A 16,289-nucleotide genomic window follows, 5' to 3' on the forward strand; every position below is an offset into this window, starting at 1 on the left:
ATCCCGTCTCCTGCCCGTACGCGGGCCGGGTGCGGGGACACACGCACCACTGCCCAGCTCTCGCCACCCCCACAAGGCCAGGAGTCCAGGGATGCACCCGAACGGCTCAGCTTTGCTCCTCACGCCCACGCGGCGCCGTACGGTGGGCGTGGTCATCGCCGCCGTACTCGTCCTCGTCGGCGGCCTGTTGCTCGCCTATCCGGAACGGGCCGGCGCCGCCGCCGACCCCCTCATCTCGCGCGGCAAGACCGCCACCGCCTCCACCGACGAAAGTTCCGACTTCGGACCGCAGAACGCCTTCGACGGCGACCCGGCCACCCGCTGGGCGAGCGTCGAGGGCAAGGACCCGCAGTGGCTCGGCGTCGACCTCGGCGCCAGTGCCGACGTCACGCGGGTGAAACTGAGCTGGGAGGACGCCTACGCCAAGGCGTACCGGATCGAGATCTCCGCCGACGGCACCAGCTGGACCCGGCTCGCCGACGAGACGGCCGGCAACGGCGGCACCGACGACTGGGCCTCCCTCTCCGGCAAGGGCCGCTACCTGCGCGTGTACGGCACCGCGCGCGGCACCGCCTACGGCTACTCGCTGTACGAGGTCGAGGTCTACGGCACCCTCGGCGGCGAGCCCCCGCAGACCGGTGCCTTCACCGTGGTCGCCGCCGGTGACATCGCCGCCCAGTGCACCGCGTCCGACAGCGACTGCGCCCACCCCAAGACCGCGGCGCTGGCCCAGAAGATCGACCCGAAGTTCTATCTGACGATGGGCGACAGCCAGTACGACGACGCCCGGATCTCCGACTTCCGCGCCTACTACGACAAGACCTGGGGTGCCTTCAAGGCCAAGACCCGTCCGGTACCGGGCAACCACGAGACGTACGACCCGGCCGGTTCGCTGGCCGGCTACAAGACGTACTTCGGGTCCATCGCGTACCCCCAGGGCAAGACCTACTACAGCTTCGACGAAGGCAACTGGCACTTCATCGCCCTCGACTCCAACTCCTTCGACCAGAGCGCGCAGATCGACTGGCTCAAGGCCGACATCGCCAAGAACAGCAAGGCGTGCATCGCCGCCTACTGGCACCACCCGCTGTACTCCTCCGGCGGACACGGCAACGACCCGGTCAGCAGGCCGGTCTGGAAGATCCTGTACGGGGCCAAGGCCGATCTCGTGCTCAACGGGCACGACCACCACTACGAGCGGTTCGCCCCGCAGAACCCCGACGGGAAGGCCACCGCGGACGGGATCACCGAGATCGTCGGCGGGATGGGCGGCGCCGAGCCCTACCCCATCGAGGAGGTCCAGCCCAACAGCCAGAAGCGGATCAGCGGTGAATACGGCGTCCTGAAGATGGACTTCACCGACTCCGGCTACAGCTGGAACTACGTCGGCACCGACGGCAAGACCAAGGACACCAGCCCGAAGTACACCTGCCACTGATGTATCTGGCGACCACAGGCCGCCGGGACACGCCGGCCCCGCCCCGCAGCGGCGGGGCGGGCCGGCGCGTCCCCGGCACCGTCCTGGCACTCGGCACGGTCAGCCTCGTCACCGACATCTCCTCCGAGATGGTCACCGCGGTGCTGCCGCTCTACCTTGTCCTCGGGCTCGGTCTCTCACCCCTCCAATTCGGCTTCCTGGACGGCCTGTTCAACGGCGCCGCCGCCGTCGTGCGACTGCTCGGCGGGTACGCCGCCGACCGTGGCCGCGGGCACAAACGGGTCGCCGGGCTCGGCTACGCCCTCTCCGCCCTCTCCCGGATCGGCCTGCTGCTCGCGGGCGGCGCCACCGCCGGGATCGCGGCCGCCCTCGCCACCGACCGGGTCGGCAAGGGCATCCGTACGGCGCCCCGCGACGCGCTGATCACCCTGAGCAGCCCGCCCGAGACGCTCGGCCGGTCCTTCGGCGTGCACCGGGCGATGGACACCACGGGCGCCCTGCTCGGCCCGCTCGCCGCGTTCGCCCTGCTCTGGGCGACCGCCGACGCCTACGACGCGGTGTTCGTGGTCAGCTTCTGCGTCGGCCTGCTCGGGGTGCTGCTTCTCGTCCTGTACGTCCCCGGGCACCAGCCGGCACCACCGCCCCTGATCCAGGCTCCCCGCAGGCGCAAGGCGTTCGGGGCGCTCCGTGACCCCGCCTTCCGGCGGATCCTCGCCGCCGCCTCCCTGCTCGGCGCCGCCACCGTCGGCGACGCCTTCGTCTACCTCCTGCTCCAGCGTCGGCTCGACCTCCCCATCAGCTGGTTCCCGCTGCTGCCGCTCGGCGCCGCGGCGTGCTACCTGCTGCTGGCGGTCCCGGCGGGCCGGATCGCCGACCGGGTCGGCCGACGGCTGCCGTTCCTGTACGGGCACCTCGCGCTGCTCGGCGTGTACGCCACGCTCCTCGCCCCCATCGGGGGCCCGGCCCTGCTGCTCCTGGTGCCCGTCCTCGCGCTGCTCGGCGTCTTCTACGCCACCACCGACGGCGTGCTGATGGCCCTCGCCGGACCCGTGCTGCCCGCCGACGGCAGGGCGGGCGGACTGGCCGTGCTCCAGACCGGCCAGGCGCTGGCCCGGATGCTCGCCGCGGCGGGCTTCGGCGCCGCCTGGACCCTGTGGGGGCCGGGCCCCGCGCTGTGGGCTGCGGTCTCCGCCCTGCTCGTCGCCCTCGCGGGCGGCTGGGCGCTGCTGCCCCGCAATCCCTCCGGCACCCCCGCTCCCGGGGAGTCGGCAGCCCAGATCCCCGAAAGGCGGACCGCATGAGCGCCAGGTTTCCGAGAACCGCGACCCCGCCCGGCCCCCGCGCCCGGATCGCCGTCGTGGTGGCCGCGGTGCTGCTCCTCGCGGGCGGTTCCGTCGGGTATGTGATGCACGCGCAGCAGCGGACGAAGGGGGAACGGAACGAGGCCGACGCCTCGTTCACCCTCGGCGGGCCCGCGCTGTACTTCCGGGACACGGCCAGCGGACGCGTCGCCCACCAGCCGCTGGCCGGCGCCCCCGGAGTCCGTACCGCGGGCGCCCGTACCGCCGGGGCCCGTACCACCGGCGGCCCCGCCTGCGACCGGTTCTACGCCTCCGACGAAGGCGCGCTCTGCCTGCGGGCCAAGCCCGGGGTGCTGCCCAGGACGTACGCGATCGTCCTCGACCGGCAGTTGCGCGAGAAACGCCGGATCACCGTGCCGGGCGTTCCCACCCGCGCCCGGGTCTCCGCCTCCGGGCGGATGCTGTCCTGGACGGTGTTCGCGACCGGCGACTCGTACGCCACCACCTCCTTCTCCACCCGCACCGCCATCCTCGATCTGCGCACCGGCTACCTCATCAAGTCCATGGAGAACATCCAGCTCACCATCGACGGCGCCCGTTACCACGCCCCTGATGTCAACTACTGGGGCGTGACCTTCGCCCGTGACGACAACCGCTTCTACGCGACCGTGTCCACCAAGGGCCGCACCTACCTCGTCGAGGGGAACATGCGGGACTGGTCGGCGAAGGCGCTGCGGCAGAACGTCGAGTGCCCCTCTCTGTCGCCCGACAACACCCGGCTCGCGTTCAAGAAGAAGGTCTCCGACGACGCGGCGGCGCCCTGGCGGCTGTACGTCCTCGATCTGCGGACCATGCACGAGACGCCGCTCGCGGAGGAGCACAGCGTCGACGACCAGGCGGCCTGGCTGGACGACGACACGCTCGCCTACGCGCTGCCGGGCGGGTCCGGCCGGGGGAGCGACGTCTGGACCGTCCCGGCGGACGGGACGGGAACGCCCCGCGTCGCCGTGAAGGGCGGGTCGTCGCCGGTGGCGGTGGCAGGGGCGGCGGACAGCCCCTGAGGGCTGTCCCGGGCACCGGAGAGGCGACCGGTGTAGTGTGACGCATCCCCACACGGGGGCCGACCGAGGAGGTGAGACCCATTACCGCTGTATCAGGCTGGGTGCTCATCCCTCACGATCGCGTGGTCGACCCGACATAGTCGACTGCGGAGCGCCCATCGGCTTTCCCGAAAGGCTCCGCTCATGTCGGTTTCCACCACACCGCTCGCCGTCTCCACCATCGTCACCACACTCCGCGCCGCCGGCTGCGTATTCGCCGAGGACGAGGCGGAGTTGATCGTCGCCACGGCCACCGACCCCGCCTCGCTCGCGGCCATGGTCGAACGGCGGGCCGCCGGTCTCCCCCTGGAACACGTCCTCGGCTGGGCCGAGTTCGGCGGTCTGCGGATCGCCGTCGACCCCGGCGTCTTCGTCCCCCGCCGCCGCACCGAGTTCCTGGTCCGGCAGGCCGCCGCCCTCGCCGGGCCCGGAGCGGTCGTCGTTGACCTGTGCTGCGGTTCGGGAGCCCTCGGCGCCGCGCTCGCCGCGAGACCGGGCCGGGTCGAACTGCACGCCACGGACATCGAACCCGCCGCCGTGCGGTGCGCCCGCCGCAACATCGGCGAGGCGGGCGAGGTGTACGAGGGCGACCTCTTCGAACCGCTGCCCGGATCGCTGCGCGGCCGGGTGGAGATCCTGCTCGCCAATGTCCCGTACGTACCCACGGACGATGTCGAACTGCTCCCCCCGGAGGCCCGCATCCATGAACCGCGCGTGGCGCTCGACGGGGGCCTGGACGGCCTCGACGTCCTGCGCCGGGTCACCGCCGAGGCCCCGCGATGGCTGGCACCGGGCGGGCATCTGCTGGTCGAGACGAGCGAGCGGCAGGCGGCACGGGCCGAGGAGACCGTCGCCCGCAGCGGCCTGATCCCGCGCGTGGTCTCCTCCGACGAGCTGTACGCGACCGTCGTCATCGCGACCAGGCCCGGCCCGACGGATCACTCCGTCGGCTGAGACGCTCAGCTGAACCGCCACCGCGTCTGGCTGAAGCGGGCGCCCTTGCCGAAACCGAAGGCCTTGCGAGGGCGCACCTGGAACACCAGCGCCGTGTGTCCCGCGTTCACGAACGTGCCGGCCCGTACGTCGAAGTGCCACTCCGGGCCGTACTTCGCCTCCCAGGCCACGGCCAGCAGGTTCAGCCGGTCCTCGTCCGTCACCCGCTCCGCCCGGCCCTCGACCACCACGTCGAGTCCCTCCGACATGGTGTTGTTGCCGGTCGTCAGCACCACTTCGGGGTTGGCGGCCAGGTTCCGGGCCTTGCGCTCCTCGGCACCGGTGGCGAAATGCAGGGCGCTGTCCGCCCACACCCCGATCAGCGGAGTGACGTGCGGGCGGCCGTCCGGGCGGACCGTGGACAGCCAGTACAGTTCCGCCCTGGTCAGCAGGTCCCTCGCCGCCGACCACGGACAGGCCGTCGCGTTCTTGTCGCTGTAGTCGCCATCCAGCTCGGCGTAGGGTTCGAATCCGGACATGAGGGCCTCCCGGTCTGGTCCTGGAAATGATCGTGCCCGCGAAGTACGGACCGCGCACACGCTCCGAATTTATCGGAGCGGGCTAGGCTCGGAACGCTGGATGGTGTGTGGCGGCGAGCGGGAGAGCACGGAATGACGACGGTGCCGGGGCGCAGGAGCAGCACGTTCACCCGACTGCTGCGGCACGGTTTCACGGACCCCTCCGCCGCCGAGCGGCTCCTCGATCTGCCCGAGCTGTCGTCCGTACGCTCCGACCCGGTGCTGCTCGAAGCCCTCGGCGCCACCGCCGACCCCGATCTGGCCCTGCACGGGCTCGTCCGGCTGGTGGAGGCCGAGGAGGCGGACGAGCGGCAGATCCTGCTGGACACGCTCGTCACCGCCAAACCGCTGCGGGACCGGCTGCTCGGGGTGCTCGGGGCGTCCGAGGCGCTCGGCGACCATCTCGCCCGCCACCCCCGCGACTGGCAGGCCCTCGTCACCTACGAGGCCACCGATCTGCACCCCGGCGTGGCCGAGTTCGAGCAGGGTCTCGCCGGGGCCGACGACCCCGACTCGCTGCGCGTCTCCTACCGCCGGTGCCTGCTGGCCATAGCGGCCCGCGATGTGTGCGGTACGACGGACGTCGCCGAGGCCGCCGCCGAACTGGCCGATCTGGCCACCGCGACCCTGCGGGCGGCGCTCGCCATCGCCCGTACGGCCGCACCGGCCGACGCCGCCCAGTGCCGGCTCGCCGTCATCGCGATGGGCAAGTGCGGCGGGCACGAGCTGAACTACGTCTCCGACGTCGATGTCATCTTCGTCGCGGAACCGGTCGACGGCTTCGAGGAGGAGAGCGCGGCCGTGCAGGCCGCCACCCGACTGGCCGCGCACATGATGCGGATCTGTTCCGACACGACGGTCGAGGGCACCATCTGGCCCGTCGACGCCAACCTCCGTCCCGAGGGCCGCAACGGACCCCTGGTGCGGACGCTGTCCTCGCATCTCGCGTACTACCAGCGCTGGGCCAAGACCTGGGAGTTCCAGGCACTGCTCAAGGCCCGGCCGGTGGCCGGCGACCCCGAGCTGGGCGCGGAGTACGTCGAGGCCGTGTCGCCGCTCGTATGGCAGGCCGCGGACCGCGAGAACTTCGTCCCCGACGTGCAGAAGATGCGCCGCCGCGTCGTCGACAACATCCCCGCGGACCGCGTCGACCGCGAGATCAAGCTCGGCCCCGGCGGCCTGCGGGACGTCGAATTCGCCGTACAGCTCCTCCAGTTGGTGCACGGCCGCAGTGACGCCACCCTGCGCAGCGGCACCACGCTGGAGGCCCTGCGCGCGCTCGCCGAGGGCGGCTACGTGGGACGGGTGGACGCCGCGCAACTGGACGACGCCTACCGCTTCCTGCGCGCCATGGAGCACCGCATCCAGCTCTACCGGCTGCGCCGCACCCATCTGGTCCCGGAGGACGCCCCCGATCTGCGGCGGCTCGGACGCTCCCTCGGGATGCGCACGGACCCGATCACCGAGCTCAACCAGGCGTGGAAGCGGCACGCGTCCGTGGTGCGGCGACTGCACGAGAAGCTGTTCTACCGGCCGCTGCTCGACGCCGTCGCCCAGCTCGCGCCCGGTGAGTCCCGGCTCAGCGCGAAGGCGGCCGGGCACCGGCTCGAAGCGCTGGGCTACGCCGATCCGGCCGCCGCGCTCCGGCACCTGGAGGCGCTGTCGTCCGGCGTGTCCCGCAAGGCCGCCATCCAGCGCACCCTGCTGCCGGTGCTGCTCGGCTGGTTCGCGGACTCCGCGGACCCGGACGCCGGGCTGCTCGGTTTCCGCAAGGTGTCCGACGCCCTCGGCAAGACCCCCTGGTACCTGCGGCTGCTGCGGGACGAGGGCGCCGCCGCGGAGAACCTCGCCCGGGTGCTGTCGGCCGGCCGGCTCGCCCCCGACCTGCTGCTGCGGGCCCCGGAGGCGGTGGCGCTGCTCGGTGACCCGCAGGGGCTGAAGCCGCGCACCCGGGAGAACCTGGAGCAGGAGGTGCTGGCCGCGGTGGGGCGCGCGGAGGGCGCCGAGTCCGCCGTCGCGGTGGTGCGCGGGGTGCGGCGGCGCGAGCTGTTCCGGACCACGGCCGCGGACCTCATCGGCTCGTACGGTACGGAGGACCGCCCCGCCGAGGAGGACCCGGGGGCCCTGGTCGACCGGGTGGGCAACGCTGTCACCGATCTGAACGCCGTCACGATCGGGGGCGCCCTGCGCGCCGCCGTGCGCGAACAGTGGGGGGACACCCTCCCCACCCGGTTCGCGGTCATCGGCGTCGGCCGGTTCGGCGGCCACGAGCTCGGCTACGGCTCCGACGCCGATGTGCTGTTCGTCCACTCGCCGCGCGAGGGGGTCGACGAGCAGGAGGCGGGCCGGGCCGCGAACGCGGTGGTCGCCGAGATGCGCCGACTGCTCCAACTGCCCACCGCCGACCCGCCGTTGATCATCGACGCGGATCTGCGCCCGGAGGGCAAGAGTGGACCGCTGGTGCGCACGCTGGCATCGTACGAGGCCTACTACCGGCGCTGGTCGCTGGTCTGGGAGAGCCAGGCGCTGCTGCGCGCCGAGCCGGTCGCGGGCGACGCGGAACTCGGCCGCGAGTTCATCGAGTTGATCGATCCGCTGCGCTATCCGATGGAGGGCCTGGGGGAGGACGCGGTCCGCGAGATCCGGCGTCTCAAGGCCCGGATGGAATCCGAGCGGCTGCCGCGCGGCGCCGATCCGACGCTCCACGCCAAGCTGGGGCGCGGCGGGCTGAGCGATGTCGAGTGGACGGTCCAGCTGATGCAGATGCAGCACGGCTGGGCGGAACCGGGGCTGCGGACGACACGTACCCGCGAGGCGCTGGCGGCGGCGTGCGCGGCGGATCTGATCCCGACCGAGGACGCGCAGACACTGGACGAGGCCTGGGTGCTGGCCACCCGGGTGCGCAACGCGGTGATGCTGGTACGCGGCCGGCCGGGCGACACGTTCCCGTCCGGGCCGCGCGAACTCACCGCGGTCGGGCGGTACCTGGGGTACGAGCCGGGGCACGTCGGGGACATGCTGGACGACTACCGGCGGATCACCCGGCGGGCGCGGGCGGTGGTGGAGGAGCGGTTCTACGGGGCGTGAGACGGGACGCATGCCGGCGTCCCCGCGCCGCGTCCCCATCCTCACCGGGCGGTACGCCTACGCCTCCTTCGCGTCCAGCAGTCCGCGGCAGTGCCCGATGAACGCGCCCAGCGCCAGCTCGAACGCCGCGTCCGCCCGGCCCGTGCCCACCGCGGCCAGCGCCTGCGCGAGGCGCGGGGTCGTGATGTCGTCCGGGAGCTCCCACATCGTCTCCGGGGCCGCCAGGTCCAGCGCCGAACCCAGGACCAGGTTCTCCAGCGCGGTGATCACCGTCATCACCTCGGACATCGCGAAGCCGACGCCCAGCAGCAGCCGGACCGCGCTCTCGTATTGCTCCAGGACCTTCGGGGCGCGCACCGGTGAGGTCGTCAGCAGCGGAATCGCACGCGGGTGGGCGGCGAACGCGGCACGGTAGGAGCGGGCCCAGGCCGTCATGGCCGCGTCCCAGGGCTCCACGTCGAGGGTCGCGGAGTCGATCGCGTCGCACACCCGTTCCCGGATGAGCTCGACGACGCCGCCCCTTCCGTCCACATGGTGGTAGAGCGACCCGGTCTGCACCCCGAGCCTCCGGGCTATCTGCGGGACGCTGAACTCGCCCTGCTCGTGGATGAGTTCGAGCGCCGTGGTGGTGATGCGCTCCCGGTCCAGCAGCGGTGTGCGCGGCCGTCCCATGCGTGGTTCTCCTGACGTGTGTCCACCGGGAGGTCTTCCCGGATGCCCATGGGTGAGGCTACATTGCGCAAACCGAAAGCCTTTAGGTTTCTGGTTACCGGTCCCTGCCCCGCCAGTCGCAGAAGGGCTCCCCTTTCGTATGTCTGCGCCCACTCTCAGAAGAGGCACCCTCGGCACCGCCGACATCGCCTTCTTCGTCATCTCGGCGGCCGCCCCGCTCACGGTGATGGCCGGCGTCGCCCCCATCGCCATCCTGCTCGGCGGCATCGGCGCCCCCGTCGGCTATCTGCTGGCCGGCGTGACCCTCGCGATCTTCGCCATCGGGTTCACCACGATGAGCCGCCACGTCCGCAGCGGCGGCGCGTTCTACGCGTACATCACCCGGGGCATGGGCCGCCCCGTCGGCATCGCCGCCGCCCTGCTCGCGATGCTCGGCTACAACGGCATGGAGATCGGCGTCTACGGACTGCTCGGCTCCACCACCGCCGACACCGCCCAGGCCCTGTGGGGCATCGACATCCCCTGGCTGCCGATCTCCCTCGCCGGACTGCTGCTCATCTGGTACGGCGGCTTCCGCTCCATCGACTTCGGAGCCAAGGTCCTCGGGGTGCTGCTCGTCGCCGAGACCGGCATTCTCGTCCTGCTCGCCGGCGGTGTGCTGCTGGACGGCGGAGCCGACGGGATCTCGCTCGCCTCGTTCACCCCCGGCCATGTCCTCGTACCCGGCACGGCAGCCGTACTGGCCTGCGCGTTCGCCGCCTTCACCGGCTTCGAGTCCACGGTGATCTACCGGCGCGAGGCACGGAACCCGGACCGTACCGTCCCCCGCGCCACCTATATCGCCGTCGCGTTCCTCGGGCTCTTCTACGCGTTCATCGTCTGGACCGTCATCCAGGCCTTCGGCGACGCGAGCGTGGTCGAGGCCGCCACCACCGACCCGGGCGGGCTGTTCTTCTCCGCCATCACCCACTACGTCGGCTCCTGGGCCGCGGACCTGATGCACATCCTCATCGTCACCAGCGTCCTCGCCTCGCTGCTCGCCTTCCACAACGCCATCAACCGGTACGGACTCGCGCTCTCCGAGGAAGGGGTGCTGCCCGCGGCCCTGGGCCGCATCCACCCCCGCCACCGTTCCCCCTATGTGGCCGGACTCGCCCAGATCGCACTCGGAGCCGTCGTCGTCATCGGCTTCGCGGCGGCCGGAGCCGACCCGTACGCGCAACTGCTGCTCTGGGTCAACACACCGGGAATGCTCGGCCTGATGCTGCTCCAGCTGCTCGCCGCGATTGCCGTACCGCTGTTCTTCCGCCGGTTCGAGCACGGCGAGGGCAGGTTCCGTACCGTCGTCGCGCCGGTCGTCGCCGCCGTGCTGCTGGCAGCCGCGATCTTCCTGGTCACTGACCACGTCGATCTGTTCTCCGGCGCCTCGACCGGCGTGAACATCGTGCTCGTCTCGCTGGTGCCCGCGGTCTTCCTGATCGGACTCGCGCTCGCGTACCGGCTGAAGCGCAACAAACCCGAGGTGTACGCCCGGTTCGCGGCCGAGCCGTCAACGTCGCAGGAGACCGGGGCCGAGACCGCCCCCGCCGCCACCGCCTCCACCACCGTCTAAGGAGTCCCACCGTGTCCGCAGCCGACCTCCTCCTCACCGGAGCCCGTGTCCGCACCCTCGATCCGGCCCGGCCGGAAGCCACCGCCGTGGCGGTCAAGGACGGGGTGATCACCGCGGTCGGCGACGAGGCCGGACTGCGCGAATGGCGCGGCAACGGCACGGTCCACCTCGACCTGTCCGGGGCCACCCTCACGCCCGGTCTGGTCGACGCGCACAGCCACCCCGTCTGGGGCCTGGAGATGGCCACCGGCACGGACCTCACCGCCGTCCGCGACCTCGACCAGCTGCGCGCCGCCCTGGCAGCGGCCGAACGGACCGAGGGCTGGGTCATCGCCTGGGGCCTGGACCACAACGCCTTCGGCGGCGTGCCCGTCGACCGGTCCCTGATCGAGGACGCCATCGGCGGCGCCCCCGCCTTCATCCGGCTCTACGACGGGCACTCCGCCCTGGCCAGCGGGGCGGCCCTGGAACGCGCCGGGATCACGGGCCCCCGCACCTTCGTCCAGCGCTCCACCGTCGTCTGCGACCCCGACGGCCGCCCCACCGGGCATCTGATCGAGCACGCCGCGATGGACCTGGTCGGGGCACGGCTGCCCAGGCCCTCGTACGCGGAACGCCGCACCCGCCTCGTGGAACTGCTCTCGGGCATGGCCGCCACCGGCCTCACCGGGGCCCATGTGATGGACCTCGCCGACGGCTCCGTGCCCGAGCTGCTGGCCGCCGTCGAGGAGGAGACGGACCTGCCCGTACGGCTGCGGCTGGCCCCCTGGTGCATGCCGGGCGCCGACCAGGAGGCCCTGGACGAGCTGGTACGTGTGCAGAGTGAGGCGGGCCGGCTCTGGCGCGTCGGCGGCGTCAAGTTCTTCATGGACGGCACCGTCGAGGGCGGCACCGCGTGGCTGGAGCACGCCGACTGCCACGGGGAGGGCACCGAGGCGTTCTGGCCGGACCCGCAGGCGTACACCGCCGCCGTCCACCATCTGCACCACGCCGGGGTGCGCACCGCCACGCACGCCATCGGGGACGCGGCCGTGCGGCATGTGCTGGACACCGTGGAGGCGCTGGGGGAGAGCGGCCGGCTCCGCCACCGCATCGAGCACATCGAGACCGTGCCGAACGGCCTGGCCGCCCGGTTCGCCGCCCTCGGGGTGATCGCCTCGATGCAGCCCACGCACACCGCGTACACCCGTGCCGACCACAGCGACGCATGGTCGAAGCGGCTCGGTGACGAGCGGGCCGGGCGGGCCTGGCGCTGCCGGGACCTGCGCGACGCCGGGGCCTACCTGGCGCTGGGCTCGGACTGGCCGATCGCCCACTACGACGTACGGCAGGTGCTGGCCACGGCCCGGCTGCGGCGGCTGCCCGGGGCGTACGACACCGAGCCGGTCACCGCCGAGCAGGCGCTGACCGGGCTGATGGCGCTGGAGGGCTGCACCTCGCACGCGGCGGTCGCCGCCGGGGAGCAGCACGTCGCGGGCCGGATCGCCGTGGGGTACCGGGCCGATCTGACGGCGTTCGGGGTGGATCCGGTGGCGGCCCCGGCGGACGAGCTGGGGGAGGCGCCGGTGCGGCTCACGGTGTGCGGGGGACGCGTGGTGCACCGGGGGTGAGGTCCGGCGGCGGACGGGCCGAATACGCCCTCAGAGCCTGTCGGGCGACCTCCGACCGGGCGGCCACGCCCTGGCACGCACGCTTCCCGCGTTGTCGTCGGTCGCCAACGCTCCGCGTCGACTCCCTCCTCCGCCTTGGAATCGCACGCACCAGACCGCGTCCGCCTCTCCGGTCCGAGGTCACCCGACAGGCTCTCAGCGGCGGCCCGCCGCCGCGTCCGCCGCCGGGCGCCGCGGCCGGACCGGCGTACGCGCGGACAGGCCGGCCAGCCGGGCCCTTTCGCGCGGCAGCGGCACCCGCTTCGGGAGATGGTGCGGCAGCGAGCCGTACCAGGCGTACGACACCGCGCAACCGAAGGCCAGGCACGCCATGCCGCCCAGCGCGTCCAGCCAGAAGTGGTTGGCGGTCGACACGATGACGACCAGGGTGACCGTCGGGTAGAGCAGGCCCAGGACGCGCGCCCAGGGCGCGGAGGCCAGCGCGAAGACGGTCAGACCGCACCAGAGCGACCAGCCGATGTGCATCGACGGCATCGCCGCGTACTGGTTCGACATGTTCTTGAAGTTGCCCGAGGCCATCGAACCCCAGGTGTGATGAACCAGCACGGTGTCGATGAAGTGGCCGCCGTTCATCAGACGGGGCGGCGCCAGCGGATACAGGTAGTAACCGAGCAGCGCCACGCCCGTGGTCGCGAACAGGGCCAGCCGGGCCGCCGCGTAACGGCCGGGGTGGCAGCGGAACAGCCAGACCAGCACACAGACGGTGACGACGAAGTGCAGGGTCGCGTAGTAGTAGTTCATCGAGACGATCAGCCATGTCGCGGAATTCACCGCGTGGTTGACCGTCTGCTCCACCGCGATGCCCAGGTGGTTCTCGGCCGACCAGATCCGGTTGGCGTTGCGCAGGGCCTCGGTCCGCTGCTCCGGGACGGCGTTGCGCACCAGCGAGTACACCCAGTAACTGGCCGCGACGAGCAGGATTTCGAACCAGATGCGCGGTCGGCGGGGGGAGCGGAGGTGACGCAGTCTCGCCGGGTGGCTGTTGCGCCGTCCGGTGTTCCACTTGGGGTTCGCCGCGGGGGCCGCCTCGTCCACGATGGGTGACGGGGTGGCCTCCGGTCGGCCTTCCTGTGACGTCACGCTCAATTCACCCATAGGCACAGAGTCTGCCAGAAAATGCCCCTCCGCCCGTTGATCCTCCGGCCGGGTCCGGGCCGCACATCAGGAGTGCCGGAAACGCGTGCTCGAACTGCGTGCCGGGAACGGGCGTGGGATCCTGGGCGGGTCAGGCGGTGGTGGCCGGAGCGGGCCCCGGACCAGCGGCCGTTGAACCGCGAACGACCAGTTCGGGCATGAAGACGAACTCGCTGTGCGGGGCGGGCGTGCCGCCGACCTCCTCCAGGAGCGTGCGCACGGCGGCCTGGCCCATCGCCGTCACCGGCTGACGGATCGTGGTCAGCGGCGGATCGGTGAACGCTATGAGCGGCGAGTCGTCGTAGCCGACCACCGACAGATCGCGCGGTACCTCCATCGACAGCCGGCGGGCGGCCCGGATCGCGCCGAGCGCCATCATGTCGCTCGCGCACACCACCGCCGTGCAGCCCCGCTCCATCAGCGCCGACGCCGCGGCCTGTCCACCCTCCAGGGTGAACAGCGAATGCTGGATCAGCTCCTCCACCTCGTCCGGCGCGAGGTCCAACTGCTCCTGCACGGTGGCGCGGAAGCCCTCGATCTTGCGCAGGACCGGCACGAACCGCTTCGGGCCGACCGCCAGACCGATCCGCTGATGGCCCAGCGACACCAGGTGCGTCACCGCGAGCCGCATCGCGGCCCGGTCGTCCGGAGAGATGAACGGCGCCTGGACCTTCGGCGAGAAGCCGTTGACCAGGACGAACGGGACACCCTTGGCGCGCAGTTGTTCATAGCGCTGCATATCGGCCGAGGTGTCGGCGTGCAGCCCGGAGACGAAGATGATGCCCGCGACGCCGCGGTCGACCAGCATCTCGGTCAACTCGTCCTCGGTGGAGCCGCCGGGGGTCTGGGTCGCCAGCACCGGCGTGTAGCCCTGCCGCGTCAGCGCCTGGCCGATGACCTGGGCCAGGGCGGGGAAGATGGGGTTCTCCAGCTCAGGCGTGATCAGGCCCACCAGTCCCGCGCTGCGCCTGCGCAGCCGCACGGGCCGTTCGTAGCCGAGAACGTCGAGCGCGGCGAGAACGGATTCGCGGGTGGCCGCTGCAACACCGGGCTTGCCGTTCAGTACGCGGCTGACCGTCGCTTCGCTGACCCCCGCCTGAGTTGCGATATCGGCAAGCCGTGCGGTCATGGAAGTGGACTGTACCGGGCGTATGTCGGATTGCCCACCATCCGCAGGAATCGGACGACCGTACCTGTGGGGTGCTCCGGGGTGGGATCGCGGCAACATCTTGCAAGGTCTTGCGAGCCCGGATTGCGGATCGCAGTCAGATCGTCGCACTACGGGATCGAGGGCTGTGGCCTGCCACTGCCAGGGATCGACGGCTCGCGTCAAGAGGCTTGACGGCAACCGTGAGGACACGCGAATGTAACGATCGTCGGTGCTTGCAGAAATCTTCCGCAAACTCTTTCGGCGTTCTTTCATCCTTGTTACGTTCTCGTCGACCCGGCGCCGCGACGGAGCGGTACGGCAGTTGAAGGAGTTCAGATGCGACGTGGCATAACGGCCACCGCCCTGGTCGCGACCCTGGCGTTCGCGGCGACCGCCTGCGGCAGCGACAGCGAGTCCGACGGCACGAGCAAGAGCTCGGGCGAGCTCTCCGGCACCGTGACGTGGTGGGACACCTCCACCGCGGGCAGCGAGGACAAGGTCTTCAAGAAGATCGCCGAGGACTTCACCAAGCAGCACCCGAAGGTCCACATCAAGTACGTCAACGTGCCCTTCGGTGACGCGCAGAACAAGTTCAAGAACGCGGCCCAGTCCGGCTCCGGCGCTCCCGACGTCATCCGCTCCGAGGTCGCCTGGACCCCCGAGTTCGCGGACCTCAGCTACCTGGCCCCGCTCGACGGCACCCCCGCGCTGCAGAGGCCGGACGACTTCCTGAAGCAGGCCGCCGCGTCCACCAAGTACAAGGACAAGACGTACGCGGTGCCGCAGGTCATCGACTCCATGGGCATCTTCTACAACAAGAAGATCTTCAAGGAGGCCGGCGTCGAGGTCCCCAGGACCATCGACGAGCTGAAGACCGTCTCCAAGAAGATCAAGGACAAGACCGGCAAGACCGGTATGTACCTGCGCGGCGACGACGCGTACTGGTTCCTCTCCTTCCTGTACGGCGAGGGCGGCGACATGGTCGACGCCTCCACCAAGTCCGTCACCATCGACAACCCCGAGGGCGTCAAGGCGATGAAGGTCGTCAAGGACCTCGTCGACTCCGGTGCGGCCAAAACCGATGCCACGGACGGCTGGGACAACATGCAGGCGTCCTTCAAGGACGGCAAGGTCGCCATGATGATCAACGGCCCGTGGGCCGTCGCCGACACCTACGCCGGCAAGGAGTTCAAGGACAAGGCCAACCTGGGCATCGCCCCGGTCCCGGCCGGCTCCGCCGCGCAGGGCGCCCCGCAGGGCGGCCACAACCTGGCCGTCTACGCGGGCTCGAAGAACCTCGACGCCTCCTACGCGTTCGTCGACTACATGACGTCCGCCGACACCCAGGCCAAGGTCACCAAGGAGCTGAGCCTCCTGCCGACCCGTACCTCCGCCTACGCCAAGCAGGACGTCGTCGACAACGAGATCGTCGGCTACTTCAAGCCCGTCGTCGAGACCGCCGTCGAGCGCCCCTGGATCCCGGAGACCGGCAGCCTCTTCGCGCCGCTCGTCACCGAGTACACCGAGGTCCTGACCGGCCAGACCACGCCGGAGAAGGCCGTCAAGACGACCGGCGACTCCTACCGCAAGCTCCTCAAGGACTGGAAGTAACAG

The 16,289-nt window shown here is 71.4% G+C and carries 12 protein-coding genes; 8 read left to right on the forward strand and 4 right to left on the reverse strand.

Annotated elements, in window-relative coordinates; all coding sequences use genetic code 11:
• Positions 1-91: 91 nt before the first annotated feature.
• From OG520_RS28935 to OG520_RS28950, 4 genes are all read left to right on the forward strand, one after another.
• A complete protein-coding gene (locus tag OG520_RS28935) occupies positions 92-1,438 on the forward strand; it encodes a discoidin domain-containing protein (RefSeq protein ID WP_399326145.1) in 1,347 nt (448 codons plus the stop codon).
• Positions 1,438-2,739, forward strand: a complete 1,302-nt coding sequence (locus tag OG520_RS28940; RefSeq protein WP_406015135.1) for an MFS transporter — start codon at positions 1,438-1,440, stop codon at positions 2,737-2,739. The genes OG520_RS28935 and OG520_RS28940 overlap by 1 nt, the downstream gene beginning before the upstream one ends.
• Positions 2,736-3,800 (forward strand): TolB family protein, encoded by a 1,065-nt coding sequence (locus OG520_RS28945; protein WP_406015136.1) that lies wholly within the window; start codon positions 2,736-2,738, stop codon positions 3,798-3,800. Before OG520_RS28940 ends, OG520_RS28945 begins: the two co-directional genes overlap by 4 nt.
• A gap of 183 nt (positions 3,801-3,983) precedes the next feature.
• On the forward strand, positions 3,984-4,793 hold the full coding sequence (locus tag OG520_RS28950; RefSeq protein WP_406015137.1) for a putative protein N(5)-glutamine methyltransferase: 810 nt from the start codon (positions 3,984-3,986) through the stop codon (positions 4,791-4,793).
• A 5-nt stretch (positions 4,794-4,798) separates the two neighbouring features.
• Here the strand turns inward: OG520_RS28950 and OG520_RS28955 are convergent, their stop codons facing one another.
• Positions 4,799-5,311 carry a pyridoxamine 5'-phosphate oxidase family protein gene (locus tag OG520_RS28955; RefSeq protein WP_399326137.1) on the reverse strand — a complete coding sequence of 171 codons (513 nt, stop codon included), beginning with the start codon at positions 5,309-5,311 and terminating at the stop codon, positions 4,799-4,801.
• 132 nt (positions 5,312-5,443) lie between these two features.
• Between OG520_RS28955 and OG520_RS28960 the strand changes: the two genes are divergently transcribed.
• Positions 5,444-8,437: a bifunctional [glutamine synthetase] adenylyltransferase/[glutamine synthetase]-adenylyl-L-tyrosine phosphorylase gene (locus tag OG520_RS28960; protein ID WP_406015138.1), complete on the forward strand. Its 2,994-nt coding sequence runs from the start codon at positions 5,444-5,446 to the stop codon at positions 8,435-8,437.
• Positions 8,438-8,494: 57 nt separating this feature from the next.
• Here OG520_RS28960 and OG520_RS28965 read toward each other — a convergent pair whose 3' ends face one another.
• Complete coding sequence (locus OG520_RS28965) at positions 8,495-9,109, reverse strand: TetR/AcrR family transcriptional regulator C-terminal domain-containing protein (protein ID WP_399326134.1); 615 nt, start codon at positions 9,107-9,109, stop codon at positions 8,495-8,497.
• A 139-nt stretch (positions 9,110-9,248) separates the two neighbouring features.
• On the opposite strand from OG520_RS28965, the gene OG520_RS28970 reads away from it, so the two are divergent.
• Together OG520_RS28970 and OG520_RS28975 are read left to right on the forward strand one after the other, a co-directional pair.
• Positions 9,249-10,721: an APC family permease gene (locus tag OG520_RS28970; protein WP_406015139.1), complete on the forward strand. Its 1,473-nt coding sequence runs from the start codon at positions 9,249-9,251 to the stop codon at positions 10,719-10,721.
• 11 nt (positions 10,722-10,732) lie between these two features.
• The gene (locus tag OG520_RS28975; RefSeq protein WP_406015140.1) at positions 10,733-12,331 is read left to right on the forward strand and encodes an amidohydrolase; all 1,599 of its coding nucleotides are present in this window, start codon (positions 10,733-10,735) and stop codon (positions 12,329-12,331) included.
• Positions 12,332-12,526: 195 nt separating this feature from the next.
• Here the strand turns inward: OG520_RS28975 and OG520_RS28980 are convergent, their stop codons facing one another.
• Together OG520_RS28980 and OG520_RS28985 are read right to left on the reverse strand one after the other, a co-directional pair.
• Entirely contained in the window at positions 12,527-13,486 is a 960-nt protein-coding gene (locus OG520_RS28980; RefSeq protein WP_399326129.1) for a phosphatase PAP2 family protein, read from the reverse strand.
• Positions 13,487-13,616: 130 nt separating this feature from the next.
• Entirely contained in the window at positions 13,617-14,654 is a 1,038-nt protein-coding gene (locus tag OG520_RS28985) for a LacI family DNA-binding transcriptional regulator (RefSeq protein WP_385327202.1), read from the reverse strand.
• Positions 14,655-15,011: 357 nt separating this feature from the next.
• Between OG520_RS28985 and OG520_RS28990 the strand changes: the two genes are divergently transcribed.
• The gene (locus OG520_RS28990) at positions 15,012-16,286 is read left to right on the forward strand and encodes an extracellular solute-binding protein (RefSeq protein WP_389970625.1); all 1,275 of its coding nucleotides are present in this window, start codon (positions 15,012-15,014) and stop codon (positions 16,284-16,286) included.
• Positions 16,287-16,289: the final 3 nt, after the last annotated feature.

Origin of the sequence: Streptomyces sp. NBC_00984 (genome assembly GCF_045162475.1) — a bacterium.
Lineage (GTDB): Bacteria > Actinomycetota > Actinomycetes > Streptomycetales > Streptomycetaceae > Streptomyces.

Excerpts from the sequence above, each read along its gene's own strand:
- OG520_RS28935 (WP_399326145.1), top strand. The coding sequence starts at position 92 with ATGCACCCGAACGGCTCAGCTTTGCTCCTCACGCCCACGCGGCGCCGT.
- OG520_RS28940 (WP_406015135.1), top strand. The coding sequence starts at position 1,438 with ATGTATCTGGCGACCACAGGCCGCCGGGACACGCCGGCCCCGCCCCGC.
- OG520_RS28945 (WP_406015136.1), top strand. The coding sequence starts at position 2,736 with ATGAGCGCCAGGTTTCCGAGAACCGCGACCCCGCCCGGCCCCCGCGCC.
- OG520_RS28950 (WP_406015137.1), top strand. The coding sequence starts at position 3,984 with ATGTCGGTTTCCACCACACCGCTCGCCGTCTCCACCATCGTCACCACA.
- OG520_RS28955 (WP_399326137.1), bottom strand. The coding sequence starts at position 5,311 with ATGTCCGGATTCGAACCCTACGCCGAGCTGGATGGCGACTACAGCGAC.
- OG520_RS28960 (WP_406015138.1), top strand. The coding sequence starts at position 5,444 with ATGACGACGGTGCCGGGGCGCAGGAGCAGCACGTTCACCCGACTGCTG.
- OG520_RS28965 (WP_399326134.1), bottom strand. The coding sequence starts at position 9,109 with ATGGGACGGCCGCGCACACCGCTGCTGGACCGGGAGCGCATCACCACC.
- OG520_RS28970 (WP_406015139.1), top strand. The coding sequence starts at position 9,249 with ATGTCTGCGCCCACTCTCAGAAGAGGCACCCTCGGCACCGCCGACATC.
- OG520_RS28980 (WP_399326129.1), bottom strand. The coding sequence starts at position 13,486 with ATGGGTGAATTGAGCGTGACGTCACAGGAAGGCCGACCGGAGGCCACC.
- OG520_RS28985 (WP_385327202.1), bottom strand. The coding sequence starts at position 14,654 with ATGACCGCACGGCTTGCCGATATCGCAACTCAGGCGGGGGTCAGCGAA.
- OG520_RS28990 (WP_389970625.1), top strand. The coding sequence starts at position 15,012 with ATGCGACGTGGCATAACGGCCACCGCCCTGGTCGCGACCCTGGCGTTC.